This is a genomic window from Candidatus Peregrinibacteria bacterium (assembly GCA_016699145.1).
Taxonomy (GTDB): Bacteria; Patescibacteriota; Gracilibacteria; order UBA1369; family 2-02-FULL-48-14.
Genome location: CP064962.1, coordinates 853,328 through 874,872 on the forward strand (window position 1 = coordinate 853,328; position 21,545 = coordinate 874,872).

Below are 21,545 nucleotides of genomic sequence, written 5' to 3' on the forward strand. Positions count from 1 at the left end.
GGAACTTACAAAATAGGTCAAGCGGAGCCCCTTTGGGGCAGTCTCGAAGTCGGACGCCAAAATGGAGCCATCTACCGGGATTGAACCGGTGACCTGCGGTTTACGATACCGCCGCTCTACCAACTGAGCTAAGATGGCCTGAAGCCAGCGTAGTATGGATAGAGGGCTTTTTCTAGTCAATAGTGCCGGCCCATCAGGATCTCCCGCTGCGCTTGACAAAATTATATATATTTCATAAAATGAGCTACCGTAATAACATATGGCAATGTTGGGCGATCTATTTGAAGGCGGAGGAGAGGGATTATCAATACCAGAGCACAAACCTGGTACTGAGTTTAGAGTAGAGCCTGACCCAGCGCCATTCGCTGATAAAAAAGGAGAGATTCATGAGCTTATCGCAGAGGCCACCACTCCACGTGAAAATGCAACCCCGCTTTCCCCAGAGCTTGAAGCGTTTATGAGTACGATTTTGCAAAGATTCGATCAAAATAAGCACAACTTAGCATGCCACACAAAAGAAAATAGAGAAAAGCTCGAACTCAGATTGAGGGCAAAGCCAGCTAAATTGGCCGCATTGAAGATGATGGAAGAGTGGGGTGGAAAGCCAGACTTTACGGGCATTAATGATAAAGGGGAATACCGGCTTGATGATTTAAGCGAAGAGTCCACAATGGAGCGGGGATTAACAGAAACAGGAGCCATTGTTTCATTTGATGCGTCAGAAGAGGAACTTACAAACAGAGGTAAGGCCTTAACATATCCAGAAGTCCTCACAAAGATAGCGGCAATCGGAGGGGGTCTTGAACTGATGAGTACAGACCGGTATTTAGCTCTCAAAGAATTAGGGGTTAAGATGGATTTAAAAAATTACACCTGGCTACTTCCCAGTGGAGACAGAAAAGCTGAAAAAGCTGCTTATGGACAGAAGGGCATGGTGTATCATCCGGGCGCAAGTGTAAACATAAACGTAATGTGTGCTTCCCGTATCGGGTTCCGTTGCTCCTTAGGAGTTTAGAAGCTAACTCAAAAAGTCCACAAAAAAGCCCTCCGTAAGGAGGGCCTTATTGATTGATGGCAGCTAGCCTATTTAAAATTCGTCGTCATTCAAAGGGTCTGTGCCGTTTCGGATTTCTTCAGGATCCGCCACCCCATCCCCGTCACTGTCCCAAAGAGTAGGATCCGTGCCGTAAATTTGTACTTCCAGGTTGTCTTCCAGCCCATCTCCATCACTGTCCATAAGGTCAGGTCGAGTGTGATGGGTGTTCACTTCATCTCCATCACGAAGGCTGTCCCCATCGGTATCCACTACAGCAGGGTTGCTTTGATGAGTCATCACTTCAGCATAATCAATGAGTCCGTCACTATCGGTATCCATCACTCCTGGATTGGACGTATATCTATAGCCATTCACTGTTACGCCTTGTATTTCTTGGTTGTCCGTGAGGCCATCTCTATCGGTATCTGGATTAACGGTAGCGGTTCCCGTAGTAGAACTATTGTTTATGGAGGGATTGCTACGGCTACTAGGACCAAAGCGGCCCATAAAATCCTCGGCATCACCGCCCGAAAGCAGGTAATAAGCAGGTCCACCTAGGCCAACGGTAAGGACAAGGGCCAGGACGAGCAAGAGCTTTTTGTTTTTCATATTTTTGTGTTAAAAATTAAAAAGCATCATGCAATTATATCACTTTTATATAATAAGTCAAATTCCAGCGATGAGGTTTTGTTGAGATTTTAGAGCGATACGCTATAATCCCCCTGCTTTTGGATGGTTTTAGCCATCGACAAAACAATTCGGGCAGGTTCCAGAGTGGCCAAATGGGGCGGACTGTAAATCCGCTGGCTCTGCCTTCGGGGGTTCGAATCCCTCCCTGCCCACCACCACAAAGTTTTTGAACAGGTTTGGGTTGAAGAAACGATCCAGACCGCACGGTAACCTGTAGACTGAAGAAATGTTTTCAGGTATAATCAAGGGATGCAAGCACCTCAAAATCCTCAAGTCGAAAGTATAGAAGAGAGCTCGAAACGCTTTGTAGTGATTGGTGGCGAAAATTTTGCAGTAGAAGACATTCTAGATGCTGTTCATGGTAGACAATTCTTGGCTAGCCTCCACCCTGCTGATCTTGCAGAAATCCAAAATGCGATTGTCGATCCGTTCAGGATGAAAATCCATCAAATTGACCACGATTCAATTCGTATCACTCGGGAAGACAAAACAAGAAAAATCCAAGGACTTGTAGCGCAGTGTACGGATGGCCTCAGAGATAACCTACCCAATCGAGCGACTATTTTAGCTGCACTTGATCGACCCAACGCCTTACCTTTTAGTAACATGACGGAATTTTTGGCTCGATTCGCTGAGCTCTCAGAAGATGGTGCAGCTTATGTAAGAGATGCAGCACGAGAAGTCGCTGACTTAAGCGAGGGTGTTTTGAACTCAAGTGCTTCGCTCTATGATCCACGCTTTGTTGATCCAACAGTTCAAGCTATTCTTGGAGACGGAATGAGTGGTGGAGAGTGGGCCGAAGTGAATACCGTTATTCTAGAAAGAGCCCTGCTGGGTCAAACATTCACTCACGATGACTTCCTACAACTGTGGATTGCAGATGGTTCGCGTTCAAGCGAAGTCATAAGGTCAAACTATGGAACCAGATCAAATCGTTACGATGCATTTTTGGGTAATATGATGCTCGTAGGGGGTGCCTCGACTTTATCCATTTTCCCACTTGCTCTCTCAGGAAATCCTTATCTCGTCTTGATACCCTTCCTTGCAACTAGTGTGTGCGTCGGCAGCCTATTTGCAAATGCAGCCATGCAAAGACTGCCCAACTCATGGGTCACTAGAGCGGCGTTGACAGCAAATCGGATCACAAGTATTGCCAGCACCATTCCTGGATTTGGTCGAATGACAAGTACCGATTTAGAAAAGCGTGCTCGTCCTCACATTAAAAAATACGAAGAACTGTTTAGTTTGTGCCAACAGAGGATAGAAGAGATGCAAAGGACTGGATTTGGTCGATTTGGCTTATTCATTGTTCGTGAAATCATAGGTCAAGAAAGTGGTGCATTGGCAGAAGACACAGAGAACTTAGACATCTTCAAGCAGTGGCACCAATATTTGCATAGAAATGCTGATATACGGCGAGCGTTCGACGAATTTTCCAAGCGGAGGGCACATGGAGATTTTGATAAGGGAAGCTCAGTTAGCGCACTATTAAAAGACTTTGGGCTATATTTGGAAGCTCCATCTAGACTTGAACAAGAATTGGGCGGCAGAATTGAGGGAAGAGTAAATGCGAGGCAATCAAACTAGTGTAACCCCCTGCAACTACTAAGGCGACACACCCTGGTCTTTTTTTGACTTAGCCACTAAGCTAAAAACCATGATCGATCCGCACGAAAAAGAATGGATTGAGCGCGCAAAAACGGGTGAAGCCGAGGCTATTTCTCAACTCTATCAAGCTCACAAAGAAAAAGTATACAAATTCATCTATTTTCGCGTGGGTTCTCAAGCCGATGCAGAGGACCTTTTTCAGGACATCATGCTCGCTGCCTTCGACAGCCTGCCTCGTTTTCGAGGGGAAGTTCCTTTCTTGCACTGGTGCTATCAAGTGGCACGAAACAAAGTCGCCTACTTTTGGAGGCTCAAAAGTCAAAACAGAACTTTTGAACTGGATGAAGAACAAATTGGATTTGAAGAAGAGTGGGTGAATGCCAAAGATCCTGAAGAAGAAGCCACGGAAGACGCCATTCTCTTCGAAGAAATCGAAAAAGTGCGCGAAAAAATAAGCAAAGTCATGGATCAACTCCCTGAAAACTACGCACAGGTTCTCCGCTTCCGCTTCTTTGAGGGCCTCACTCTCACCCAAGTGGCAGAAAAAATGGAAATCACCCTCAACTACGTCAAAGTTCTCCAAAATCGAGCCTTAAAAAAAGCCGCTCAACTCTACGCTCTCACTTCCTAATGCAACCCATGAACGAATTCAAAAATGAACCCGAAAAACTGACGCTTCAAGAGGAGCAATTCTCTGAAGCTTTGGAAGCCTTGCTCAGCAACAAGCCCCTGCCCAAGCAGCCGCTCACGCCGGAGCTCGCTATGGCGCTGCGCCTCCAAACCGCTCATCAAAAGCCTGTCTTACGTAAAGACTGGGATCGTATCACCGAAAAAGTGCTGCTCAAGGAATTTGCAAGCTCTCAAAAGGCCAAGTTCTGGCAACTCTTCTGGAAGCCTATAGCCGCTGGAGTGCTGCTCGGCGGACTTCTTTTAGCAGTGCTCAGCCCTATTTTCATCCCCGATTCCAACCCACCTCAAACTTTGGCAGAAGTCCAAGATTTTGAATCTCTCAGCGAAGCAGAGTCTCTGCTAGGGGCCTTACCCGCCGACGCCATCACGGAGGAAGGAATTTTGGTGGCCGAGCTTCGAGAAGACTTACATGCGATCAATCTCTTGCGCCAAAACGTCGACCTCACACTGGATGAGGAAGCCGAAACGGGCAGTTTCCCGCACGCCGAACTGCGCGACAACGCTCTCGAAGTGATTGAAGAAGAAAGAAAACTGGTCGCGATGATAGACGTGCCCGTAGACATCGACACCTTTGCCGGAAAAGTGGCGGAGTGGCCCACGGTGAACGAAGGAGTGGATTTTGAAACCCATGCAAAGGCCGTAAACGGCTATATCAACCATACTCAAATTTGGGAAGAAGCCACCTTAGAGTGGGCAAAGAAATTGGAAGCCAACCTGAATTAAAACACAAAATGGCAAAAGTGTAACCCCCTGCAACATCTTAGGTGCAACTAACCTAAGATGCTATGCAAAGCCCCAATCAAAGCCTTTCTCGTCGTGAAGCCCTCGTCGGACTGCTCGCTACCTTCGCGATGGCCAGTGCTCCCAAATCAGCCGCTGCTGCCATTTCAAAACAAATCGACGAAACGCGAGAACAGCTCACGCTCCCTACTTTTATTAAGTACGAAAATCCTGCATTTGGGCGGGCCGAGCACGAGGCCTTCCATAAGGAATTGGAAGCACGCTACGGCTTTGCCAAAGATCCCCATCTCACCCGCTGGACTTCCAACCCCGAGCAGGTTTATGTGAACAAAAACGCAGGGGAAAGCATCCACATCGTCGGAGTCAACCTTAAGGAAAACTATGCCGAGATGGTTTGGGTCTTGGCACCCGCTTACATCAACGCCGAAGGCCAAAGAGTCCTTGCTCACGTGCCTTTTGAACACATTCACAGCAACCAAGAAGAGCAATTTGAAAAACTCTGTGGAGAGGTCAACGCTCAAGTGAACGGCGTCATTCTTCAAGCAGAGAAGACAGATTTCTTCAGCGCCTTGCCCGAAGACGACCACATCGCCTGGAACTCAGGGGCCACCCCTTTGGCCATGCGAGTGCGTTACTACCCAGCCTTTGGTCGAGATGGAGAACGGGCCTTGATGACCTATTGGGGGCTCGTGAATGAGCCAGAACGCACCACCGATACCGGCGCCCCTAAAAACTTCGCTCTACTCGGTGCTTTAAACGCCCACCTTGGCCCTCAAGCCCTCGCAACAGGCATGCCAGCCTTTCTACCTAAAGTGGCCCATCCTTTCTTAGTGAACCCTTTGAATCGAAAAGAAGTATGCGATTTATACAGAGAACTGACCGGCGAAGAGCATCCTGAAGCAATTGAAGCACGTGAACCTTGAAATCGCAGTTTCAATTCAGGAGTTAGGAAAGCCGTTCGTTTTATTTTGCAAAACTTGATCTGTGGATTCCTCCCCGGGGAGGAATTTTAACCCGTAAAAAACAGGAGATTGGCTTATTGAAGCCATAGAGTAAATTTCAAGATTCACAGCCAAAGCCGCTACGTAGTTTCACGAATTTCAAGTACAGCTCAGGGGAAAAGGAAGAGGGAGTAGAGTAGAGATACTTTACTTCTTCACCCCAACTCCCTCATGGAACAATATAACATGACGAAAGGCATTCGTGGACTGAGAAGATTACTTCGGCAGTTTAACGAAGCTACTTTAAAGCCCTGGCAGAGAGACGTACTTAGAGAAAGAATCCTTATTTTGGATTGGTACGACCATAATGGAAAGAATAAAGCCAAGACTGCCAGGGCTTTTGAAACTTCTAGAAGCCACGTACAAAAGCTGGTGAAGGCCAGAAAGGAAGAAGGACTGGGTGGTCTTATTCCGAAAATAACAGGACCCAATAACAAACGTGGATTTAATCTCACCAGTGAAGAGAAACAAGAGATTGAACGCTATGCAAGGATGTTTCCAGATTGGAGCCACAAGAAGCTTCACATGTTTCTTCACCAGCACAGCATTTCCACCTTGTACCGCTATTTGGCAGCAAAAGGATTACTGGTTCGTAATCGCTGCCCCGGGTTTCACAAGAAACCAAAACCTAGGTCTGCTTGGAAAGTCCAAAGAAAGAAACTCCCCAAGGACTACCAAATCTTAAAACCTGGAGACTTGGTAGTCCTAGATTCCATCGTTGAGTTTGTGGACAGCGCCTTCAACAAACTGTACTTCATTACCTGTGTGGATGTGGCCACCAGGATAGGTTTTGCACTCGTAACCAAGCACCACAGTTCCAAGGCGGCCAAAGCTTTGCTGGAAAAGATGGAAGAAGTGCTCCAGACCAAGATTAAAGCTGTTTTAACAGACAACGGCAGTGAGTTCCTGGCGTACTTCCATAAAGCCTGCCAGCAGCAAGGGATTGAGCACTTCTTCACTCGCCCCAGAACACCAAAAGATAATGCGATTTGTGAGCGATTCAACCTTACTTTGCAACAACACCTCTACTGGAGAGTGGACTTAACCAGTCCCATTTACAAGATTAATGAGGTGCTCGCGGATTGGCTCGTGGAGTATAATTGCCTTCGTCCACATGAATCTCTCAATATGAGACCTCCAGTTGCTCACTACTTTCATCTATTCTACTCCCCTCGCCCCATCCCCGAGGTGTACTTGAAACTATGGAACCGGACAGCCGCTTTACATAAAACAAAAATATGGTTATACTGAGACTGATCCCAAGACTATGAACGCTCTTGCCTTACTTGCCGCCCTCACCGCCTGCGACGTCCCTTCTCCAGAGGCCTCTGCTTCACAAGTAGAAGCAACCCATCAGGTAGCACTCAAGGCAGAACCAACAGAGATTGTGCCGAGCCAACTGGTCAAAACACAAGCAGCATTGCAGAAATGTTTGCCTGAAGAGGCCATGCAACGTTTAGAGGAAAGACAAGCAGAGTATAAAAAAGAATTAGTTGCCATGCGAAAGAATGGGGACACTCAAGGCGTGTATGCTCTCTTGCACCAAGTGGAGGGAAGCTACGGTGCTTTCCTGGAAAAATACAATTGCTCCGACCCCCTAGCGAAGCAAGACACCCCCTGATAGACTAAGCCCACTCTTCAGACATAGAATGCCCAAGTTTCTCATCCAAGGTGGCCATACTCTTCAGGGAACAGTCACAGTCAGCGGCTCCAAAAACGCAGCGTTGCCCATTTTAGCAGCCACTATTTTGGCCACTGAGCCCGTCATCTTACACAAAGTCCCCGACATTTCCGATGTGCACGCCTTTTTGAAAATCCTTTCCAGTCTGGGCGCAGAGGTCACTTTCAATGCCGGCACCGTGACTGTGAACCCGGCCCATCTATCCCCCACTCAAATCGACGCTCATCTCGTCAAACACATGCGGGCGTCCATCCTGCTTTTAGGCCCTCTGCTGGGACGTTTTGGGGAAGTGCGCCTCGCCTACCCCGGCGGTTGTGTGCTCGGGAAACGTTCGGTTCACGCCCATGTGCACGCCCTTTCTGCCCTAGGGGCACAGCTCATCGAAAGCAGCGAAGAAATCCACATGAAAGCCACCCTAAAACCCGCCCAGCTCATCATGGCCGAAGCCAGCGTCACAGCCACCGAAAACGCCATCATGGCTGCCGTTTGCACTCAGGGCACATCTGAAATCCGCTGGGCCGCCATCGAGCCGCACGTGCAGGATCTCTGTCACTTTTTAAACAGCCTCGGCGCAGACATCCAGGGTATCGGCACTCACACGCTCATCGTCCACGGCGGCAAACTTTTGCATGGCACGGAGTACACCGTCACGCCCGATTACCTCGAAGCCGGAACCCTCGTTTTAGCCACGCTCCTGACCAACGGAACCGTGACCATCGAAAATTGCCCGGTGGATCACCTGGACAGTTTTTGGCAAAAACTTGAAGAACTCGGAGCCCAATTTGAACTCGGCCAAAATCAAGTGAAAGTACTCCCTCACGGCCCCCTCAAAGCACCTGAAAAGTTGCAAACCTCCGTTTATCCTGGCTTCCCCACCGATTTACAAGCCCCCTTCACGGTGCTGCTCACGCAATGCATCGGGGAAAGTGCCGTTCACGAAACGCTTTTCGAAGGTCGTCTCAATTATCTTACGGAGCTGGAACGCATGGGTGCAGAGGTCCATTTGCTCAACCCCCATCAAGCCCGAATCAAGGGGCCCAGTAAACTCAAAGGCACCCCTATTGTGAGCCAAGACATTCGTGCCGGAGCCGCCATGGTGCTGGCCGCGCTGCTCGCCGAGGGCGAAACCTCCATTTCAGAGATCAATTACATCGACCGTGGTTACGAACGACTCGATGAAAAACTCCGCTCACTCGGCGCCAAAATCGAACGAGTCCAAGAATAAAAACGGGCCCAAACACCATCGCCCGGCGTCTCAAAAACCACCGAAATGCGCCCCTCCAAATCGGTTCTAAACACCTCCATTCCCAAGGCGGCCGCCTTGTCGAGCGTCACCGAATGCGGATGTCCATAACTGTTGTCCACTCCACACGAAATCAGCATCCATTCAGCATCCACCGCCTCTAAAAATTCAGGGATACTGCTGCTCTCGGAACCGTGATGACCCGCCTTCAAAACGTCCGCGTCCAAGTCCACCCGCCCTTCTGCCCAAGCCTGCACCAATTCCGCTTCCACCTCTTTTTCGGCATCGCCCGTCAGCAAAACGGAATGCCCCTCCCCATCCTCCACGCGCAAGACCACCGAACTGTTGTTGATCTCCTCAAATTCCTGCCCCACTTCCTTCTTAAAAGGATAAATCACGTCTATGGTGCTGGAACCCAGGCGAAAATCCGTCGTAGCCTCGGCAAAATAAATCGCTCCATCAAAAGCTTCCACCTCCTGCAAAAAGAAGTCGTAAGCCTCGCTGTCGTAGGCGGAACCCCCAAGCAAAAGAGCCTTCACTTCAAAGCGCTGCAAAACAGGGACAAGTCCTGCCAAATGGTCCAAATGAGGATGCGTCAGCACCACCAAATCGAGTTCCCGAAACGCAGGAGGCAAGGCCGCACCCAACTCGGTCAAAACAGTAGAATCCGGCCCACCGTCCACCAAAATATGATGCTCCTCAGCCGTGGTGATCAAAAGGGCATCTCCCTGCCCAATATTCAGCGCCTCCACCTTCAAGCCCGGGCTGAGTCGCCACAAATTCACCGCCATGAAGCCGTTCAAGCCCAGGATCAAAGCTAAAAAAAGCTTAAAATTCATGCAAACACTGTGCCCTCAAAAGCCCAGGCCGCCAAATGCCCCTGCGCGCCCCCTCTTTAAAAACCTGTTGTCGGAGCTCCAACAACGTCGATCTCTTAACCCCTCTTCCTTCGGTTCACCACACCCGCTCCAGCCAAGGCCATGAGGCCAAGCAGCAGCATTTCAGGACCGGCTTCGGGCAAGCTCACTGTGCTCATCACACCTTCGGATTCATTTCCATTTTCATCCACCGCCGTCACCTTGAAGGTGTAGCTTTCACCGGGGGTCAAATCGTCCACTTCATATTCAGTTTCATCTGCATCAATGCTGATCGCGTCGTCGAAAGTCTCCCCTCCATCCATGCTTTGGTAAAGAAAGTACTTGGCCAAATCCCCCGCACTGTCCACACTGGCATCCCAAGTGAGAAGCACCGTGTCTTCAGCCGTGATTTTAGAGAGCAAGTCCGTGATGTCTTCAGGAGCAATCACATCTTCAAGATCGAGAGTTTGTGCGGTAAAGTCCACCGTGCGAGCCTCTTCAGGCAAGGCATCTCCCGCTTCATTGAGCAAGGTTTCATCTAGAGTCAGCACGTAGTCGTAACCCGGCTCCATGTCTTCGGTGACCAGGGTCACTTCTGTAAGATCGTCTTCATTCACGCTCAGGGCCAACACCTCCAATTCTTCGGAGGCATCTTCGGCCATTTGAATGGTAAAGGCACTGACTTCAGGAGCAGTCACTTTTTGACTGAAGTGCAAAACCACTTCATTGCTGCCACTGGCTTCAATTTCTTCCACCTCAAAATCTTCATCCACGTCGGCTTCAGTGGAACTGGCATTGGCAGTGCCGTCGGGTTCGTCATTTTCTACACGTTCTAAAGCGCTGCCGGTGAATAAACCGGTGTCAGAAGTTCCGCTGCTCACAGGGTTGCCGGCCAAATCTTCCACCTGAATTCCAGCCGTGAGCGTGTACTCGGCTCCGGCAATTTGCGTGTCCGTGACCAAGAACACCGTGCTGGGATCTTCTTCAGAAACATACGCGTCAAGCACATCTACAAAAGCGCCATCGCTGGCTTCCAAAGAGAAGGCGCTGGTGGGGTCTAAAGGCAAAGAAACCGCTTCCGAAAATTCCACTTGCACCAAAGCGTTGGCCACCGCTTCTGCATCCGTAACCATGGGCCCGGTAAAGTCGCCCACATCTGATTCGGCAGGAGTCACCTCCACTTCATTTGAATACACTTCCGATTCGTTTCCATCTTCATCATAGGCTTTGACCGCAAAATAGTAGGTCATTTCATTGGTGAGATTTTCCATCACATAAGTGGTGGTGTCCCCCACATCGGTGCTGCCTAAATTATAAGAACCGCGCTCTTCATAAGAGTCGAGTCCGGTATAAAGGGTATAGCCATCCACTCCTCCATCATCTGTGGCGGCATCCCAGCTGAGGGTCACTTGTCCATCGCCCGGATAAGCTTGCAGATTTTCCACTTCACTTGGAGCAGAATCCGCGGAGTCAGTGAGCACTTCAGCTTGAGCCAAAGGTGCACAAAGCAGACTGAGCAGGGCTAAGCTGCCTAGAGTTCGCGCAAGATTGCGAGAAAGATTTGCCATACGAGATGAGTTATTTTTGTTTTAAATCTAAGTATTATAGCAAAAATTCCATGCAAAATCAAATGGATGTAATGGTTCAATAGCTTTGCATCACCCCTGTGCAAAGATATGGACATGGCATACACACAAAATCCCCATCTGCCTCGGGTGCGAATGGAGGCAGCAAAGTTAGTTCTGGAAAAAGGCTGGAGCACACGCGAAGTGGCCAGACACACAGGTTTTAACCAAAGCAGCATTGTGCGGTGGGTGGAAAAGCTCAGAGGCAATAACTATGGCCACACCATTCCCACAGAAAGCTCACGTCCCCATTCGCACCCCAGTGAGCTTTCTGCAGAGACAGTGCAGAAAGTCATAGAGTACAGACTCAAGTACCAGCGGTGTGCAGAAGTGATTCACTATTTTCTGGAAAGAGATGGCTACGAAGTGAGTCTTTCCAGTGTGAAGAGAACACTCAAAAGGAACGAGATGACCAAATACAGCAAGTGGAAGAAGTGGCACCAGTATGAGGAAAGACCGCGGCCTGAAAAACCAGGCATATTGGTGCAAATAGACACGATTGTGGATGGGCCTTATTATGACAGACTTTATGTATACACTATGCTGGACGTGTGCAGCAGATGGGCCTCTGCTATGCCGGTGATGAAGATTGGAACCCACGCAAGTTGGGAGTTTATTCAGCACTCACAAGAAGACATGCCCTTTGAACTTAAAATGATCCAGACAGACCATGGAAGTGAGTTTTCCAAGTGGCTCACTAAAACGCTTGTAGCTAATGAAATTCAGCACAGGCATTCAAGAGTACGAACACCCACAGACAATGCCTATGTGGAGAGATTCAACAGAACCATCCAGGAGGAATGCCTCTCCCGAGTCCCAAAGACTTTAGAGGCTTACAAAAAAGCAATCCCTGACTTCCTTCACTATTACAATTTTGAACGTCCTCACATGGGTCTTCACATGCTAACTCCTAACGAAGTGATGCAAAGCTATTGATTACAAAACAATGGAGGCCCGTGAGCCCCCATTGAAGTTTTACTTACCGTTAATCTGAATTCTAAAATCTATTGTTCGGATTATTCATGCCTTTCTTCCCGTCGTTCGCCTTGACGAACTTCTCGAGATAAATTCAAATCCTTCGCCACTTCCCCACGTGCAATGGTCCAAGCCATGTCCGTTACTGCACTAGGATTATTAACAAGATTGGGCACTCCCATCCCTGAATACGCATCCAAATAAATTCGTGCATAGGGATCAGCAGGATGCCCACCATCGCCTTGCTTTTGACCACGCTCAGCACATCCATCCATGGTACAGGTCCCATCTGAGTCAAGAAGTTCACGAGTCTTATCACAAAGCTCACGCATCATAGGGGCAGCAACTCCTCCCAAATCAGAGAAGTGATCTGCAGGGCACACTTGACCCGCAGTACTGGCATCTCCTTCTTTCCACTCTGGGTAAAGGCGTTCCCCTCGTGCAGCTGCATAAATCATGCTCCGTGAAGCATAGTCGTAACAGGTATCCACAGGGCCATCACACTTCTCTGCAAGGGAGGCCCAAACTTTTTCAGCAGGCATAGAGTACAAATCCACTGAATTTCTCAAATCTTCGGTCACTTTATCATTAGCTTTACCACCTTTACTCCAATACAAGGTTTCAGGGACAAACGCCATATTTGTAGAGGCAATACGGCTCGCTTCCTCAAGTTCATCCGTGAACGAAAGATCATTTGACTTATGAACCGCTAAACCTCCCGCAAAAGCAGCATTAAATTGAGTCAACCAGGCCTGGGTATGCGCCTCAAAAACAGGATCTGTAATTCCTTCAAAGGGATTTTGAACAGTGAATTCAATAGAATCTACAGCAGGGCATTCCGGCTGAGCCGATACCTCCGCCACAAACATGTCTCCATCTGCCTCATTACTGGTGGCCACGTCATTGGTTCCATAGAGTGCTGTTTCTTGTGTCACAGCAGCTCCAGCCATAGGATTCCCGACCTTAGCCATATCCTCTAAACATTTCTTCATTTCTTCTACTTGCTGAAGTGTCTCAAGAAGGCGATCCCCATAAGCACTAATAGCCCGAGACTGTGCGAGTTGTTCACCCGCTGGAGTTGAAGAACGGGCCAACTCTTCTAGTTTGACTTTATTTTCATCTAGTTCTTTTCCTAACGCCACGCTCACTTCTTGCAAGCCTTCCAGTGCTTCTTCTCGATCCGTACCATAATCAAGATACCCAGCATAAATATAATTGGCTTGTTCCAACAAATCGAGTCGTCGCTTCTCAACTTCAGCACCTCGGGCAGTTTCCAAATTACGGGCAACATCTTCCATGAACCCAGCAAGTTCATTTAAACGTAGATCCGTTAACTGCTGTTGTTCAACGGCATCATTATAAGCAATGCCCTCTGGAGAATCGGGTGCGGTCCCAGCAGCAACTGAGTGTTTGCTTTGTACGCCACTCCAGTAGAGGTGAACGCTTTCAAGCGTTTCACGTCGTTCTTCTAGCATGCGCAGCAAAGCTTCATAACGGAGCACTTCCAACTCAGGGTTTTTGACACGCTTTACTTCCTGCTTCAAACCCGCCAATAGGCCATTGCTGGCGATGAGGCTCCCATCCACTACAGGGGGAGTGTGAGTGACCAAAAGCTCCTGCATAGCTTCTGTGTGCAATCTTTCTATATTTTCGAGGAAGCTGATAAAATCTTGTCTATAAAGCTCATTCAAAATCTCCTGAGTACGAGGAGCGGCCTTAAAGTCAACATTCATAAGTTCATTAGCCAAATTTTCACTATTCTCTTCAGCAAGATTATTCCGAAGGGAACCCAATCCTTGGGTTTCCCTTGCATGGGCCGCGTGAGTCACAGAGTCGCTAACACCACCAATAGCCAGCCCTGCAGCAAGTAAGTAAGTTCTGATTGACATAAAAATTTGAAATTAAAAAAGACTGCATTCTGACACATCTTAGCGATTGAGTCAATAGCAAGGGGCTTGAATAAGCCAATTTCCTGTTTTTTACAGGTTGGAAATTCCTCCCCGGGGAGGATTCCCCAGATTAAGTTTTACAAAATCAAACGAATGTTGTTTCCTGACTTCTGAAGTGCAACTGAGGTTTTAAGATTCACGTCAAGCCTCAATTCCCTCAACGGCCATCCCCAGCTGGTCTGGGAGGGGCAGGCATAAATTGAATGGGAGGGGTATTATCCTCCTCTTCAACCGGCAACTCTGGAGCAGGAGCAGGAGCCACAGGAGGAGTCACCGAAACCTCTGGAGGGGCCACGGGCACCTCTGCAGCTGGAACTTCTGAAGCGGGAGCTGCAGCCGGAGCCACAGGGATGACGGGTCCATCCCATGGGAAAATATTGACCTCAAAAGAATGGCCACCTTCTCGTAGGACGGTTAAAACTCCATCTTTTACACTGAGTGAATCGCCAGAAATAATCAAATTAATATTTTCAGCCGGCTGTTTAAGACGAGCTTCACGCGACATATTCACATACGCAGCTTTAAGCAGTGCGCCGGTAGCAAACGCATGAGGCATCTTTTCTTTCAAAACAGTTAAGATTCCCCCTGAATCCTTGGCGGTGACAGGATAAGAATCCATTTGCATGGACGTACGTTCAGGGTACTTGATTGTTTGCTTTAAAGCATCCAACTCCTTCGCAAACTTTTCTGTTTGTTCTCTGGCATGTTGAGTCTCAGCTCCTCCTACTGCCTCAATATAATCTCCAGCTTTAAAAAGTCGATGAGGCTCATTGGAAGCCAGAAGACATGTGCGAAGCGAAAGCATTGATGAGTTGGATTAAATCTCCTCATTATACCCCAAGTCACGCACAAGCTCAACTCCCAAGATCCGCCCCGCCTCCACATCCATCCATGGCCCAGTTTCGTGTCCGGCCACAAATTCCCAGTCCAACCCCTCGGGCAGCAGTGTCGGAAAGCTCAGCCCCAGTGAAGTTTTTTCCGCCCCTGCTATCTTATAAATAGGAGCCACTAGAGCGAATTGCGCCTCCCCCTCACCCCAATAACCGGCCGCCGGAGTCGAATGCACTCGCAGTCTCAAAAACCCGTCTTTAAACACCTCGGCATAACCCACTTGTTCACCATAATTCACGCGTCCATCCGCCACAGTGTACAGCTTCCAATCCCCCCATTTGTTTGGCAAAACAAGCCCTTCACTTTCCACAAAAATCGTAAGATAGCGCAAGGTGTAAGGCCCCTCCGAATCCAAGTCAAAAAACAAAACTTCCGACTGAGAACTCATTTGAATGGACCCCCTTTTTTCGGGCAAGATCACTCTCAACTCAGGATCCATAGGCAGCACGCCCAGCTCCTCCCCAATCGCCAAACTGTTCACTTGCTGGGCTTTCGGGACCAGCGGCCCCGTCACCACCGTCAAAACCACCAGCAGAACGGCGAGCAGCAAATGTTTGAGCGTGGAAGAGTTCATACTTTCCATCGTACTCATCCTGTTGTAGGCGGCAAGAAAATGCACTTGCAAAACTTTCGCAAACAATCTGCCTTCATGCTACGATGGGCTCCCTCCTTCCCCAGCACATGTCACTTTTAGACGGACTCAACGAAAAGCAGCAGGAAGCCGTGCAGGCGACCGAAGGCCCGGTGCTCATCATCGCTGGAGCCGGTTCGGGCAAAACCCGTGCGCTCACAGCCCGCGTGGCCTACCTGATCGAAGAAAAAAACGTGCGTCCCTGGAACATCTTGGCCGTGACTTTCACCAACAAAGCAGCCGGAGAAATGAAGGAAAGAATCACAAAACTCCTCGCTCGCCCCGACTTCGAAACCGAGATGCCCACCGTGGGCACCTTTCACTCGATTTGCGCCCAACTTTTGCGTCGTCACATCCACCTTTTGGGCTACGAAAATCAATTCGTCATCTACGACGCGAACGATCAAGTCGTGCTGATGAAGGAAATAATGAAAGAGCGCCACATCGACGAAAAACAGCTCAACCCCAAAGCCGTGCTCGGGCACATTTCTCAGGCTAAAAATCAACTCATGGGCCCCGAAGATTACGCCCAGCACGCGCACAATATGTTCACCGAAAAAGTCGGCGAACTCTACAAGCCCTACCAACGTCGCCTTGCCCAAAACCAAGCCCTGGATTTTGATGACCTCATTTTAAAAACCGTCGAACTTTTTGAAAAATTCCCCGAGCTTCTCGACCAATACCAAGAGCGCTACCTTTACATTTCCGTGGACGAATACCAAGACACCAACCACGCCCAATACACCCTGGTGAAAATGCTCGCGGCCAAGTACCGCAACCTCTGTGTGATCGGCGATCCCGATCAGTCCATTTATTCCTGGCGCGGAGCAAACATGCAAAACATCCTCGATTTTGAAAAGGATTACCCCGAAGCCCTGGTCATTAAACTGGAGCAAAATTATCGCTCGACCGCACTCATTTTAGATGCGGCCCATGCGGTGATTCAGCGCAATCAAAAGCGCAAAGAAAAAAAATTATGGACCCATCGTGAAGGCGGTGAAAAGCTCAAAGTCTGGCACTCCCGCGACGAACGCGACGAGGCCTACAAGGTGGCCGAAGCCATCTTGAAACACGTCCGCCTCGCCCAAGCGACCGGCGAAAAACTCACCCCCGACTACCGTGAATTCGCGGTGCTCTACCGCACCAACGCCCAATCCCGCGTGCTCGAAGAAGCCTTCATGCGTTTTGGCATCCCTTACAAAATTGTAGGTGGGGTCAAATTTTACCTGCGCAAAGAGATCAAAGACCTCATCGCCTACCTGCGTGTCATTCAAAATCCAAACGACAGCGTGAGCCTGCTGCGCATCATCAACACCCCCGCTCGCAAAATCGGACCCAAAGCCATCGAACAGATTCAAAACGAAGCAACCCTCGCGGATGTGTCCTTCTTCACCGCCCTCGAAAAGCAGACCGACTCCAAGGCCATGACTGCCTTCTCGACGCTCATCCACCACTTCCGCAATTTGTCAGAAGAATTCGCCGTTGCCGGCCTCATCAAACACGTCATAGCCGAATCCGGTTACCGCGACATGCTCCTCGCCGACCAATCGCCCGAAGGTGAGGCGCGCCTCCAAAACATCCAAGAACTCATCTCCGTGGCCGACAAATACGAAGCCCTCGAACCCCGCATTTCCCTCGCTACTTTCCTCGAAGAGATCAGTCTCGTCTCCGACCTCGACGACCTCGACGATGTGCCCAACTCCGTCACCCTCATGACCCTGCACAGCGCCAAGGGTCTGGAATACCCCGTCGTCTTCATCACGGGCCTGGAGGAAGGCATTTTCCCCCACTCACGCGCCCTCTTTGAACCCCACGAACTCGAGGAAGAGCGTCGCCTCATGTACGTGGGCATCACCCGAGCCATGGACCATCTTTACCTTCTTTACGCCAAGCAGCGCATGCTTTTTGGTGAGTTCAAACAAAACGCACCCTCGCAGTTTTTACTCGATCTGCCCGAAGATTCGGTGGAGGGGAATACGCCCACCCCTGCCGTGCCCGGCTTTGGCGGAAAAATCTTCGGCGACCCCGATTCCAACTTCGTTCCCGAAGTTTCTTTCACCCCCGATGATCCCGAAAACCGCCCCATCCCTATGGAAGATGACGCCGGCTTCGACATTCCCCAGCTCCAAGACGGCGACCGTGTCTTTCACAAAACCTTCGGCGAAGGCGTCGTGATCCAAGTGGCAGGCAGCATGGTAACGGTGGCCTTCAAAATGGCTGGCCTCCGAAAACTCTCGCTGAGCATTGCGCCTTTACGAAAAATATAAATCTTGCAAAATAATACAAAATAGGGTTCTATTGAGATCTACCCATAATTTCAAACATGAACAGAATAGAAGGTGCTTTCGTTACCCTTGCTATCGCTGCTGCTGCTGCAGTCACTTATGAAAAGTGCAGTGAAGGCGAAGTAGAAATGGTGATAAGAACAGAAGGAGGCGATATACTCAGAACGGTAGAGGGTGGAGGGACCGCCTTTTATGAAAGAGGGCAAAATCCTTGTGTTTGGGTAATGCCAGGGCAACACGAACCTGCAGGTGAAATAATTCCTTTACCACCCCACCTGGAAGGTGAACCCAAGTGTAAACTAATACTGGCAATTGACGAGCCTGGAGGAACAAAGACAGACGAGCAAATACTCTCGACGCCCAAATCTTGAAAAAACTCCAATTGTTACATTGTAACAATGAGCCGCTTTTCACTTTTTCCACCCTAAGCCCCTTTCCAATCGCAAGAAAAAATGCTAGAATAAAAGGAAATTAAAAAACAAAAAATGGAAAACTCATCACAGCAGTTACAAGATTTTACAGTCGATGCAAACGTCGTAAAACCGCCAGAAACAAACCTTGCACCGTTAGAAGAAAATCCTTGGGAAGTCAACAATTTAAGAGACGGTTTCGGAACCGACATCATGCAGGCTTTCAACGTTTCTGAAGGAGGGGATTCCGTCGCCACCTACGAAGACCATGACCACCTCGCCCTTGCACCCGCCAACGACGCCTTCGCAAGCAATGAAGGCGAACTCGACTCAAGACTCGCCTCCTAAAACCCAAAATTTCTAGAGGTCCTCTCAAAAAACAGCGCCCTCACCGCTCTGGCCTTTTTGCGAGCGAGCCTCTATAGTGACCGGGCTTAAAATCCATCCATTTCCTCCATGAGAAATCAAAACTCCATTGCGCGCGCACTTGCCTTTTTGCTGCTCGGTTCGGTGCTCGGCTGGCAAGCCCACGTTTACGACACAGCTCAACCTCAAAAGAGCCCACCCCCGACCCCACCGCCGAAAACAACGAAGAAATCGATTTGGATCTGTTTTGGAATGTGGACGAACTCATCGATGAGAGCTATGTGGACGTCGAAAAAATAGACAATCACGCCCAACTTTACGGAGCCATTTCCGGCCTCGTAGAATCCTTAGGTGACCCGTATTCCGTGTTCATGAGCCCTGAAGAAACCGAAACGTTCAATAAAAGTCTCAGTGGAGAATTGGAGGGCATTGGGGCCGAGCTCACTGAAAATGAAGCGGGCGAACTCATGATTTTAGCACCACTTAAAAACTCTCCTGCCGAAAAAGCCGGCATTCTGCCTGGCGATTATATTTACATGGTGAACGGACAACTCACCACGGGCATGAGCCTCTTCGAAGCCATCATGAATATTCGTGGGGAACCCGGAACCGAAGTGCAACTCACGCTGCTTCGCGAAGGGATGGATGAAGCCATCGAAGTCTCCATCACACGCCAAGCCATCATCGTGCCCAGCGTGGAATTGAGCACTTTAGAAGAAGAGGGGAAATCCATCGCGCATCTGACCATCAATCAATTCGGCACCGACACCTACAATGAATTCGAAGAAGCCGTGCGGCAAATCACCCTCGACAATCCCGACGGACTCATTTTGGATCTACGCATGAACGGAGGGGGCTACTTGGACGCCGCTGTCCAAATCACCAGCGAATTTTTTGAGGATGAAAAAACAGCTGTCATCGTCAAATACCGCGACCGCGACAATCAAGTCATCAAAACCACCGGGGACGGGCAGCTCACCACCATTCCAATGGTCGTGCTCATCGATGGATACTCGGCTTCTGCTTCTGAAATTTTAGCAGGCACCTTGCAAGATTATGAACGCGCCACCCTCATTGGGGAGCAAAGTTTTGGAAAAGGCAGCGTGCAAGAACTGGATGAACTCAGCGACGGATCCACCTTACTCCTCACTGTGGCAAAGTGGTACACCCCCCTAGATCGCAGCATCGATGAAACCGGCATCACTCCCGACATTGAGGTGAAAAATGAAGCGCAAAACCCCTCGGACTTGCAATTGGATGCGGCCTTGAATTACCTTGTGCAACAATGAAAGTCCTCCTTTGCGTCCTCGACGGATTTGGCCACGGCAAGCCCTATGCAGGCAATGCCCTAGCGAATGCAAACGCACCTTTTTTAGGCGAACTTTATGCCAAATATCCTTGGACTCTTTTGAACGCCTCCGGTGAAGAGGTGGGCATCCCCGCTGGCACCCAAGGCGGCTCCGAAGTCGGCCACCTGACCATGGGCGCTGGACGCATCGTGCTGCAACCCCTTCAAGAAATAGATCATTCCATTGCCGACGGCAGCTTTTTTCAAAAACCCGCCTTGCTCGAAGCCGCTGCCCACGCCAAAATGCACAACTCTGCTTTTCACATTCTGGGAATGATCTCGGACCAAGGCATTCATGCAGATCTGGATCATTGCCTGGCTCTGCTCAACTTCGCCAAACAGCAAGGCCTCACTAAAGTCTACGTGCACGGCATCACCGATGGTCGCGACGTCCCTCCAAAATCCGTGGACGCTTTCCTTGCCCGCCTGCAGGCTCATATACACGAACTCGGCACTGGCAAACTCGCTACGCTCGTGGGGCGCTACTTTGCCATGGATCGCGATAAAAACGAGGATCGCACCGAAGTGGCTTACCAGCTCTACACCCAGGGCATCGATAAAAACGGCCAGCCCCTCGTCCCTGCTATAGACGCCCTCACGGCCGTCCAAGCGGCCTATGCCTCCGGCCTCGAAAGCGACTATTACCTCGAACCCGTGCTCCTCGACCGCGAAGGCCTCATCCGCCCGAGCGACGCCGTAGTCTTCTTCAACTTCCGCACCGACCGCGCCGCCCAACTCACCGAGCGCTTCCTCACACCGACGGCAGCAGACGCTTCCGCTGGTTTTTCCAAACCCCACTTTGTCGCCTTCGATCCTTACACAACCCAAGCCCCCGTCGTCTTCCCGGAACCCAAAGTCGTGAACAACCTGGGCTCGATGCTCGATCAAGCCGGACTCAAACAACTGCGCATCGCCGAGACCGAAAAATACGCCCACGTCACCTTCTTCTTCAACAGCCAAGCCAAAGAACCTTTCGCTTCCGAAACTCGCATCATGATCGACTCGCCCAAGTGCGCCTCCTACGCCGAGCAGCCCGAAATGAGCGCCCTCGGCATCACCAATGCCCTGCTCAAAGAGCTGCAAACTCCTCAAGATGGAAAACCCTACGACTTCATCGCGCTCAATTTTGCCAACCTAGATCTCGTGGGCCATTCCGGTTCGTACGCCGCCACCGTTAAAGCTGTCGAAACCATCGACGCCTGTCTTGCTCGCCTCGTGCCCGCCGCCCTCGCCGCCGACTATGCTGTACTCATCACCGGCGACCATGGCAACGCCGAATACATGATTTATGACTCTGCCGTGAACCCCCTCGATGACCCCAAACTCGATGGCACCGAGTGCCCCTCTCACACTCGCAACCCCGTGCCCTTCATCGTGGCCAGCAAAATGCCCCTAATGCTCCGCCAAAGCTCTCATGACGAAGCCACCGGCGGTCTCAAAGACGTGGCCCCCACCGTGCTCAAACTGCTTCAGCTTGAAAAACCCGCCGAAATGACCGGCCAGAGTTTAGTGGCTTGA

Annotated in this window: 20 protein-coding genes and 2 tRNA genes; 15 read left to right on the plus strand and 7 right to left on the minus strand. The window is 49.9% G+C overall.

Translation table 11 applies throughout. The annotated features are described in order from the left end of the window. Window positions 1–62 precede the first annotated feature (62 nt). Window positions 63–138, minus strand: a tRNA-Thr gene (locus IPG41_04785). Window positions 139–265: 127 nt separating this feature from the next. On the opposite strand from IPG41_04785, the gene IPG41_04790 reads away from it, so the two are divergent. Continuing rightward, window positions 266–1,015 carry a DUF4256 domain-containing protein gene (locus IPG41_04790; protein QQR54487.1) on the plus strand — a complete coding sequence of 250 codons (750 nt, stop codon included), beginning with the start codon at window positions 266–268 and terminating at the stop codon, window positions 1,013–1,015. Window positions 1,016–1,087: 72 nt separating this feature from the next. Here IPG41_04790 and IPG41_04795 read toward each other — a convergent pair whose 3' ends face one another. Continuing rightward, window positions 1,088–1,645 carry a hypothetical protein gene (locus tag IPG41_04795; GenBank protein QQR54488.1) on the minus strand — a complete coding sequence of 186 codons (558 nt, stop codon included), beginning with the start codon at window positions 1,643–1,645 and terminating at the stop codon, window positions 1,088–1,090. 151 nt (window positions 1,646–1,796) lie between these two features. On the opposite strand from IPG41_04795, the gene IPG41_04800 reads away from it, so the two are divergent. The 8 genes from IPG41_04800 to murA all read left to right on the plus strand — a co-directional run bounded on the left by IPG41_04800 (window position 1,797) and on the right by murA (window position 8,672). Further along, window positions 1,797–1,881: transfer RNA gene (locus IPG41_04800), tRNA-Tyr, on the plus strand. A 94-nt stretch (window positions 1,882–1,975) separates the two neighbouring features. After that, on the plus strand, window positions 1,976–3,313 hold the full coding sequence (locus tag IPG41_04805) for a hypothetical protein (GenBank protein QQR54489.1): 1,338 nt from the start codon (window positions 1,976–1,978) through the stop codon (window positions 3,311–3,313). A 70-nt stretch (window positions 3,314–3,383) separates the two neighbouring features. Continuing rightward, complete coding sequence (locus IPG41_04810) at window positions 3,384–3,965, plus strand: sigma-70 family RNA polymerase sigma factor (GenBank protein QQR54490.1); 582 nt, start codon at window positions 3,384–3,386, stop codon at window positions 3,963–3,965. 8 nt (window positions 3,966–3,973) lie between these two features. Beyond that, window positions 3,974–4,747 (plus strand): hypothetical protein, encoded by a 774-nt coding sequence (locus IPG41_04815; GenBank protein ID QQR54491.1) that lies wholly within the window; start codon window positions 3,974–3,976, stop codon window positions 4,745–4,747. A 62-nt stretch (window positions 4,748–4,809) separates the two neighbouring features. Continuing rightward, entirely contained in the window at window positions 4,810–5,688 is an 879-nt protein-coding gene (locus tag IPG41_04820) for a hypothetical protein (protein QQR54492.1), read from the plus strand. A gap of 249 nt (window positions 5,689–5,937) precedes the next feature. After that, window positions 5,938–7,017 carry a transposase gene (locus IPG41_04825; protein QQR54493.1) on the plus strand — a complete coding sequence of 360 codons (1,080 nt, stop codon included), beginning with the start codon at window positions 5,938–5,940 and terminating at the stop codon, window positions 7,015–7,017. A gap of 16 nt (window positions 7,018–7,033) precedes the next feature. Then, window positions 7,034–7,387: a hypothetical protein gene (locus IPG41_04830; GenBank protein ID QQR54494.1), complete on the plus strand. Its 354-nt coding sequence runs from the start codon at window positions 7,034–7,036 to the stop codon at window positions 7,385–7,387. A gap of 28 nt (window positions 7,388–7,415) precedes the next feature. Then, window positions 7,416–8,672 carry a UDP-N-acetylglucosamine 1-carboxyvinyltransferase gene (murA, locus tag IPG41_04835; GenBank protein QQR54495.1) on the plus strand — a complete coding sequence of 419 codons (1,257 nt, stop codon included), beginning with the start codon at window positions 7,416–7,418 and terminating at the stop codon, window positions 8,670–8,672. Here the strand turns inward: murA and IPG41_04840 are convergent. Both IPG41_04840 and IPG41_04845 read right to left on the minus strand, forming a co-directional pair. After that, on the minus strand, window positions 8,609–9,529 hold the full coding sequence (locus IPG41_04840; protein QQR54496.1) for an MBL fold metallo-hydrolase: 921 nt from the start codon (window positions 9,527–9,529) through the stop codon (window positions 8,609–8,611). The two genes, murA and IPG41_04840, sit on opposite strands and share 64 nt — an antisense overlap. Window positions 9,530–9,624: 95 nt before the next feature. Beyond that, on the minus strand, window positions 9,625–11,115 hold the full coding sequence (locus IPG41_04845) for a fibronectin type III domain-containing protein (protein ID QQR54497.1): 1,491 nt from the start codon (window positions 11,113–11,115) through the stop codon (window positions 9,625–9,627). A 114-nt stretch (window positions 11,116–11,229) separates the two neighbouring features. Between IPG41_04845 and IPG41_04850 the strand changes: the two genes are divergently transcribed. Beyond that, complete coding sequence (locus IPG41_04850; protein ID QQR54498.1) at window positions 11,230–12,108, plus strand: IS481 family transposase; 879 nt, start codon at window positions 11,230–11,232, stop codon at window positions 12,106–12,108. Between the two features lie 80 nt (window positions 12,109–12,188). Here the strand turns inward: IPG41_04850 and IPG41_04855 are convergent, their stop codons facing one another. The 3 genes from IPG41_04855 to IPG41_04865 all read right to left on the minus strand — a co-directional run bounded on the left by IPG41_04855 (window position 12,189) and on the right by IPG41_04865 (window position 15,561). After that, window positions 12,189–14,036, minus strand: a complete 1,848-nt coding sequence (locus IPG41_04855; GenBank protein ID QQR54499.1) for a hypothetical protein — start codon at window positions 14,034–14,036, stop codon at window positions 12,189–12,191. 217 nt (window positions 14,037–14,253) lie between these two features. Next, on the minus strand, window positions 14,254–14,901 hold the full coding sequence (locus IPG41_04860) for a hypothetical protein (GenBank protein QQR54500.1): 648 nt from the start codon (window positions 14,899–14,901) through the stop codon (window positions 14,254–14,256). 12 nt (window positions 14,902–14,913) lie between these two features. Beyond that, a complete protein-coding gene (locus IPG41_04865) occupies window positions 14,914–15,561 on the minus strand; it encodes a hypothetical protein (GenBank protein ID QQR54501.1) in 648 nt (215 codons plus the stop codon). Window positions 15,562–15,668: 107 nt separating this feature from the next. Between IPG41_04865 and IPG41_04870 the strand changes: the two genes are divergently transcribed. The 5 genes from IPG41_04870 (at window position 15,669) to IPG41_04890 (ending at window position 21,545) form a co-directional block, all read left to right on the plus strand. Then, entirely contained in the window at window positions 15,669–17,885 is a 2,217-nt protein-coding gene (locus IPG41_04870; GenBank protein QQR54502.1) for a UvrD-helicase domain-containing protein, read from the plus strand. A 56-nt stretch (window positions 17,886–17,941) separates the two neighbouring features. Next, complete coding sequence (locus IPG41_04875; protein QQR54503.1) at window positions 17,942–18,274, plus strand: hypothetical protein; 333 nt, start codon at window positions 17,942–17,944, stop codon at window positions 18,272–18,274. Between the two features lie 114 nt (window positions 18,275–18,388). Further along, window positions 18,389–18,661, plus strand: a complete 273-nt coding sequence (locus tag IPG41_04880) for a hypothetical protein (GenBank protein ID QQR54504.1) — start codon at window positions 18,389–18,391, stop codon at window positions 18,659–18,661. A gap of 254 nt (window positions 18,662–18,915) precedes the next feature. Further along, complete coding sequence (locus tag IPG41_04885; GenBank protein QQR54505.1) at window positions 18,916–19,968, plus strand: S41 family peptidase; 1,053 nt, start codon at window positions 18,916–18,918, stop codon at window positions 19,966–19,968. After that, complete coding sequence (locus IPG41_04890) at window positions 19,965–21,545, plus strand: 2,3-bisphosphoglycerate-independent phosphoglycerate mutase (protein ID QQR54506.1); 1,581 nt, start codon at window positions 19,965–19,967, stop codon at window positions 21,543–21,545. Before IPG41_04885 ends, IPG41_04890 begins: the two co-directional genes overlap by 4 nt.

Excerpts from the sequence above, each read along its gene's own strand:
- IPG41_04840 (QQR54496.1), bottom strand. The coding sequence starts at position 9,529 with ATGAATTTTAAGCTTTTTTTAGCTTTGATCCTGGGCTTGAACGGCTTC.
- IPG41_04850 (QQR54498.1), top strand. The coding sequence starts at position 11,230 with ATGGCATACACACAAAATCCCCATCTGCCTCGGGTGCGAATGGAGGCA.
- murA (QQR54495.1), top strand. The coding sequence starts at position 7,416 with ATGCCCAAGTTTCTCATCCAAGGTGGCCATACTCTTCAGGGAACAGTC.
- IPG41_04810 (QQR54490.1), top strand. The coding sequence starts at position 3,384 with ATGATCGATCCGCACGAAAAAGAATGGATTGAGCGCGCAAAAACGGGT.
- IPG41_04870 (QQR54502.1), top strand. The coding sequence starts at position 15,669 with ATGTCACTTTTAGACGGACTCAACGAAAAGCAGCAGGAAGCCGTGCAG.
- IPG41_04795 (QQR54488.1), bottom strand. The coding sequence starts at position 1,645 with ATGAAAAACAAAAAGCTCTTGCTCGTCCTGGCCCTTGTCCTTACCGTT.
- IPG41_04805 (QQR54489.1), top strand. The coding sequence starts at position 1,976 with ATGCAAGCACCTCAAAATCCTCAAGTCGAAAGTATAGAAGAGAGCTCG.
- IPG41_04890 (QQR54506.1), top strand. The coding sequence starts at position 19,965 with ATGAAAGTCCTCCTTTGCGTCCTCGACGGATTTGGCCACGGCAAGCCC.
- IPG41_04865 (QQR54501.1), bottom strand. The coding sequence starts at position 15,561 with ATGAACTCTTCCACGCTCAAACATTTGCTGCTCGCCGTTCTGCTGGTG.
- IPG41_04880 (QQR54504.1), top strand. The coding sequence starts at position 18,389 with ATGGAAAACTCATCACAGCAGTTACAAGATTTTACAGTCGATGCAAAC.
- IPG41_04830 (QQR54494.1), top strand. The coding sequence starts at position 7,034 with ATGAACGCTCTTGCCTTACTTGCCGCCCTCACCGCCTGCGACGTCCCT.
- IPG41_04860 (QQR54500.1), bottom strand. The coding sequence starts at position 14,901 with ATGCTTTCGCTTCGCACATGTCTTCTGGCTTCCAATGAGCCTCATCGA.
- IPG41_04820 (QQR54492.1), top strand. The coding sequence starts at position 4,810 with ATGCAAAGCCCCAATCAAAGCCTTTCTCGTCGTGAAGCCCTCGTCGGA.
- IPG41_04815 (QQR54491.1), top strand. The coding sequence starts at position 3,974 with ATGAACGAATTCAAAAATGAACCCGAAAAACTGACGCTTCAAGAGGAG.
- IPG41_04845 (QQR54497.1), bottom strand. The coding sequence starts at position 11,115 with ATGGCAAATCTTTCTCGCAATCTTGCGCGAACTCTAGGCAGCTTAGCC.
- IPG41_04875 (QQR54503.1), top strand. The coding sequence starts at position 17,942 with ATGAACAGAATAGAAGGTGCTTTCGTTACCCTTGCTATCGCTGCTGCT.
- IPG41_04790 (QQR54487.1), top strand. The coding sequence starts at position 266 with ATGTTGGGCGATCTATTTGAAGGCGGAGGAGAGGGATTATCAATACCA.
- IPG41_04855 (QQR54499.1), bottom strand. The coding sequence starts at position 14,036 with ATGTCAATCAGAACTTACTTACTTGCTGCAGGGCTGGCTATTGGTGGT.
- IPG41_04825 (QQR54493.1), top strand. The coding sequence starts at position 5,938 with ATGGAACAATATAACATGACGAAAGGCATTCGTGGACTGAGAAGATTA.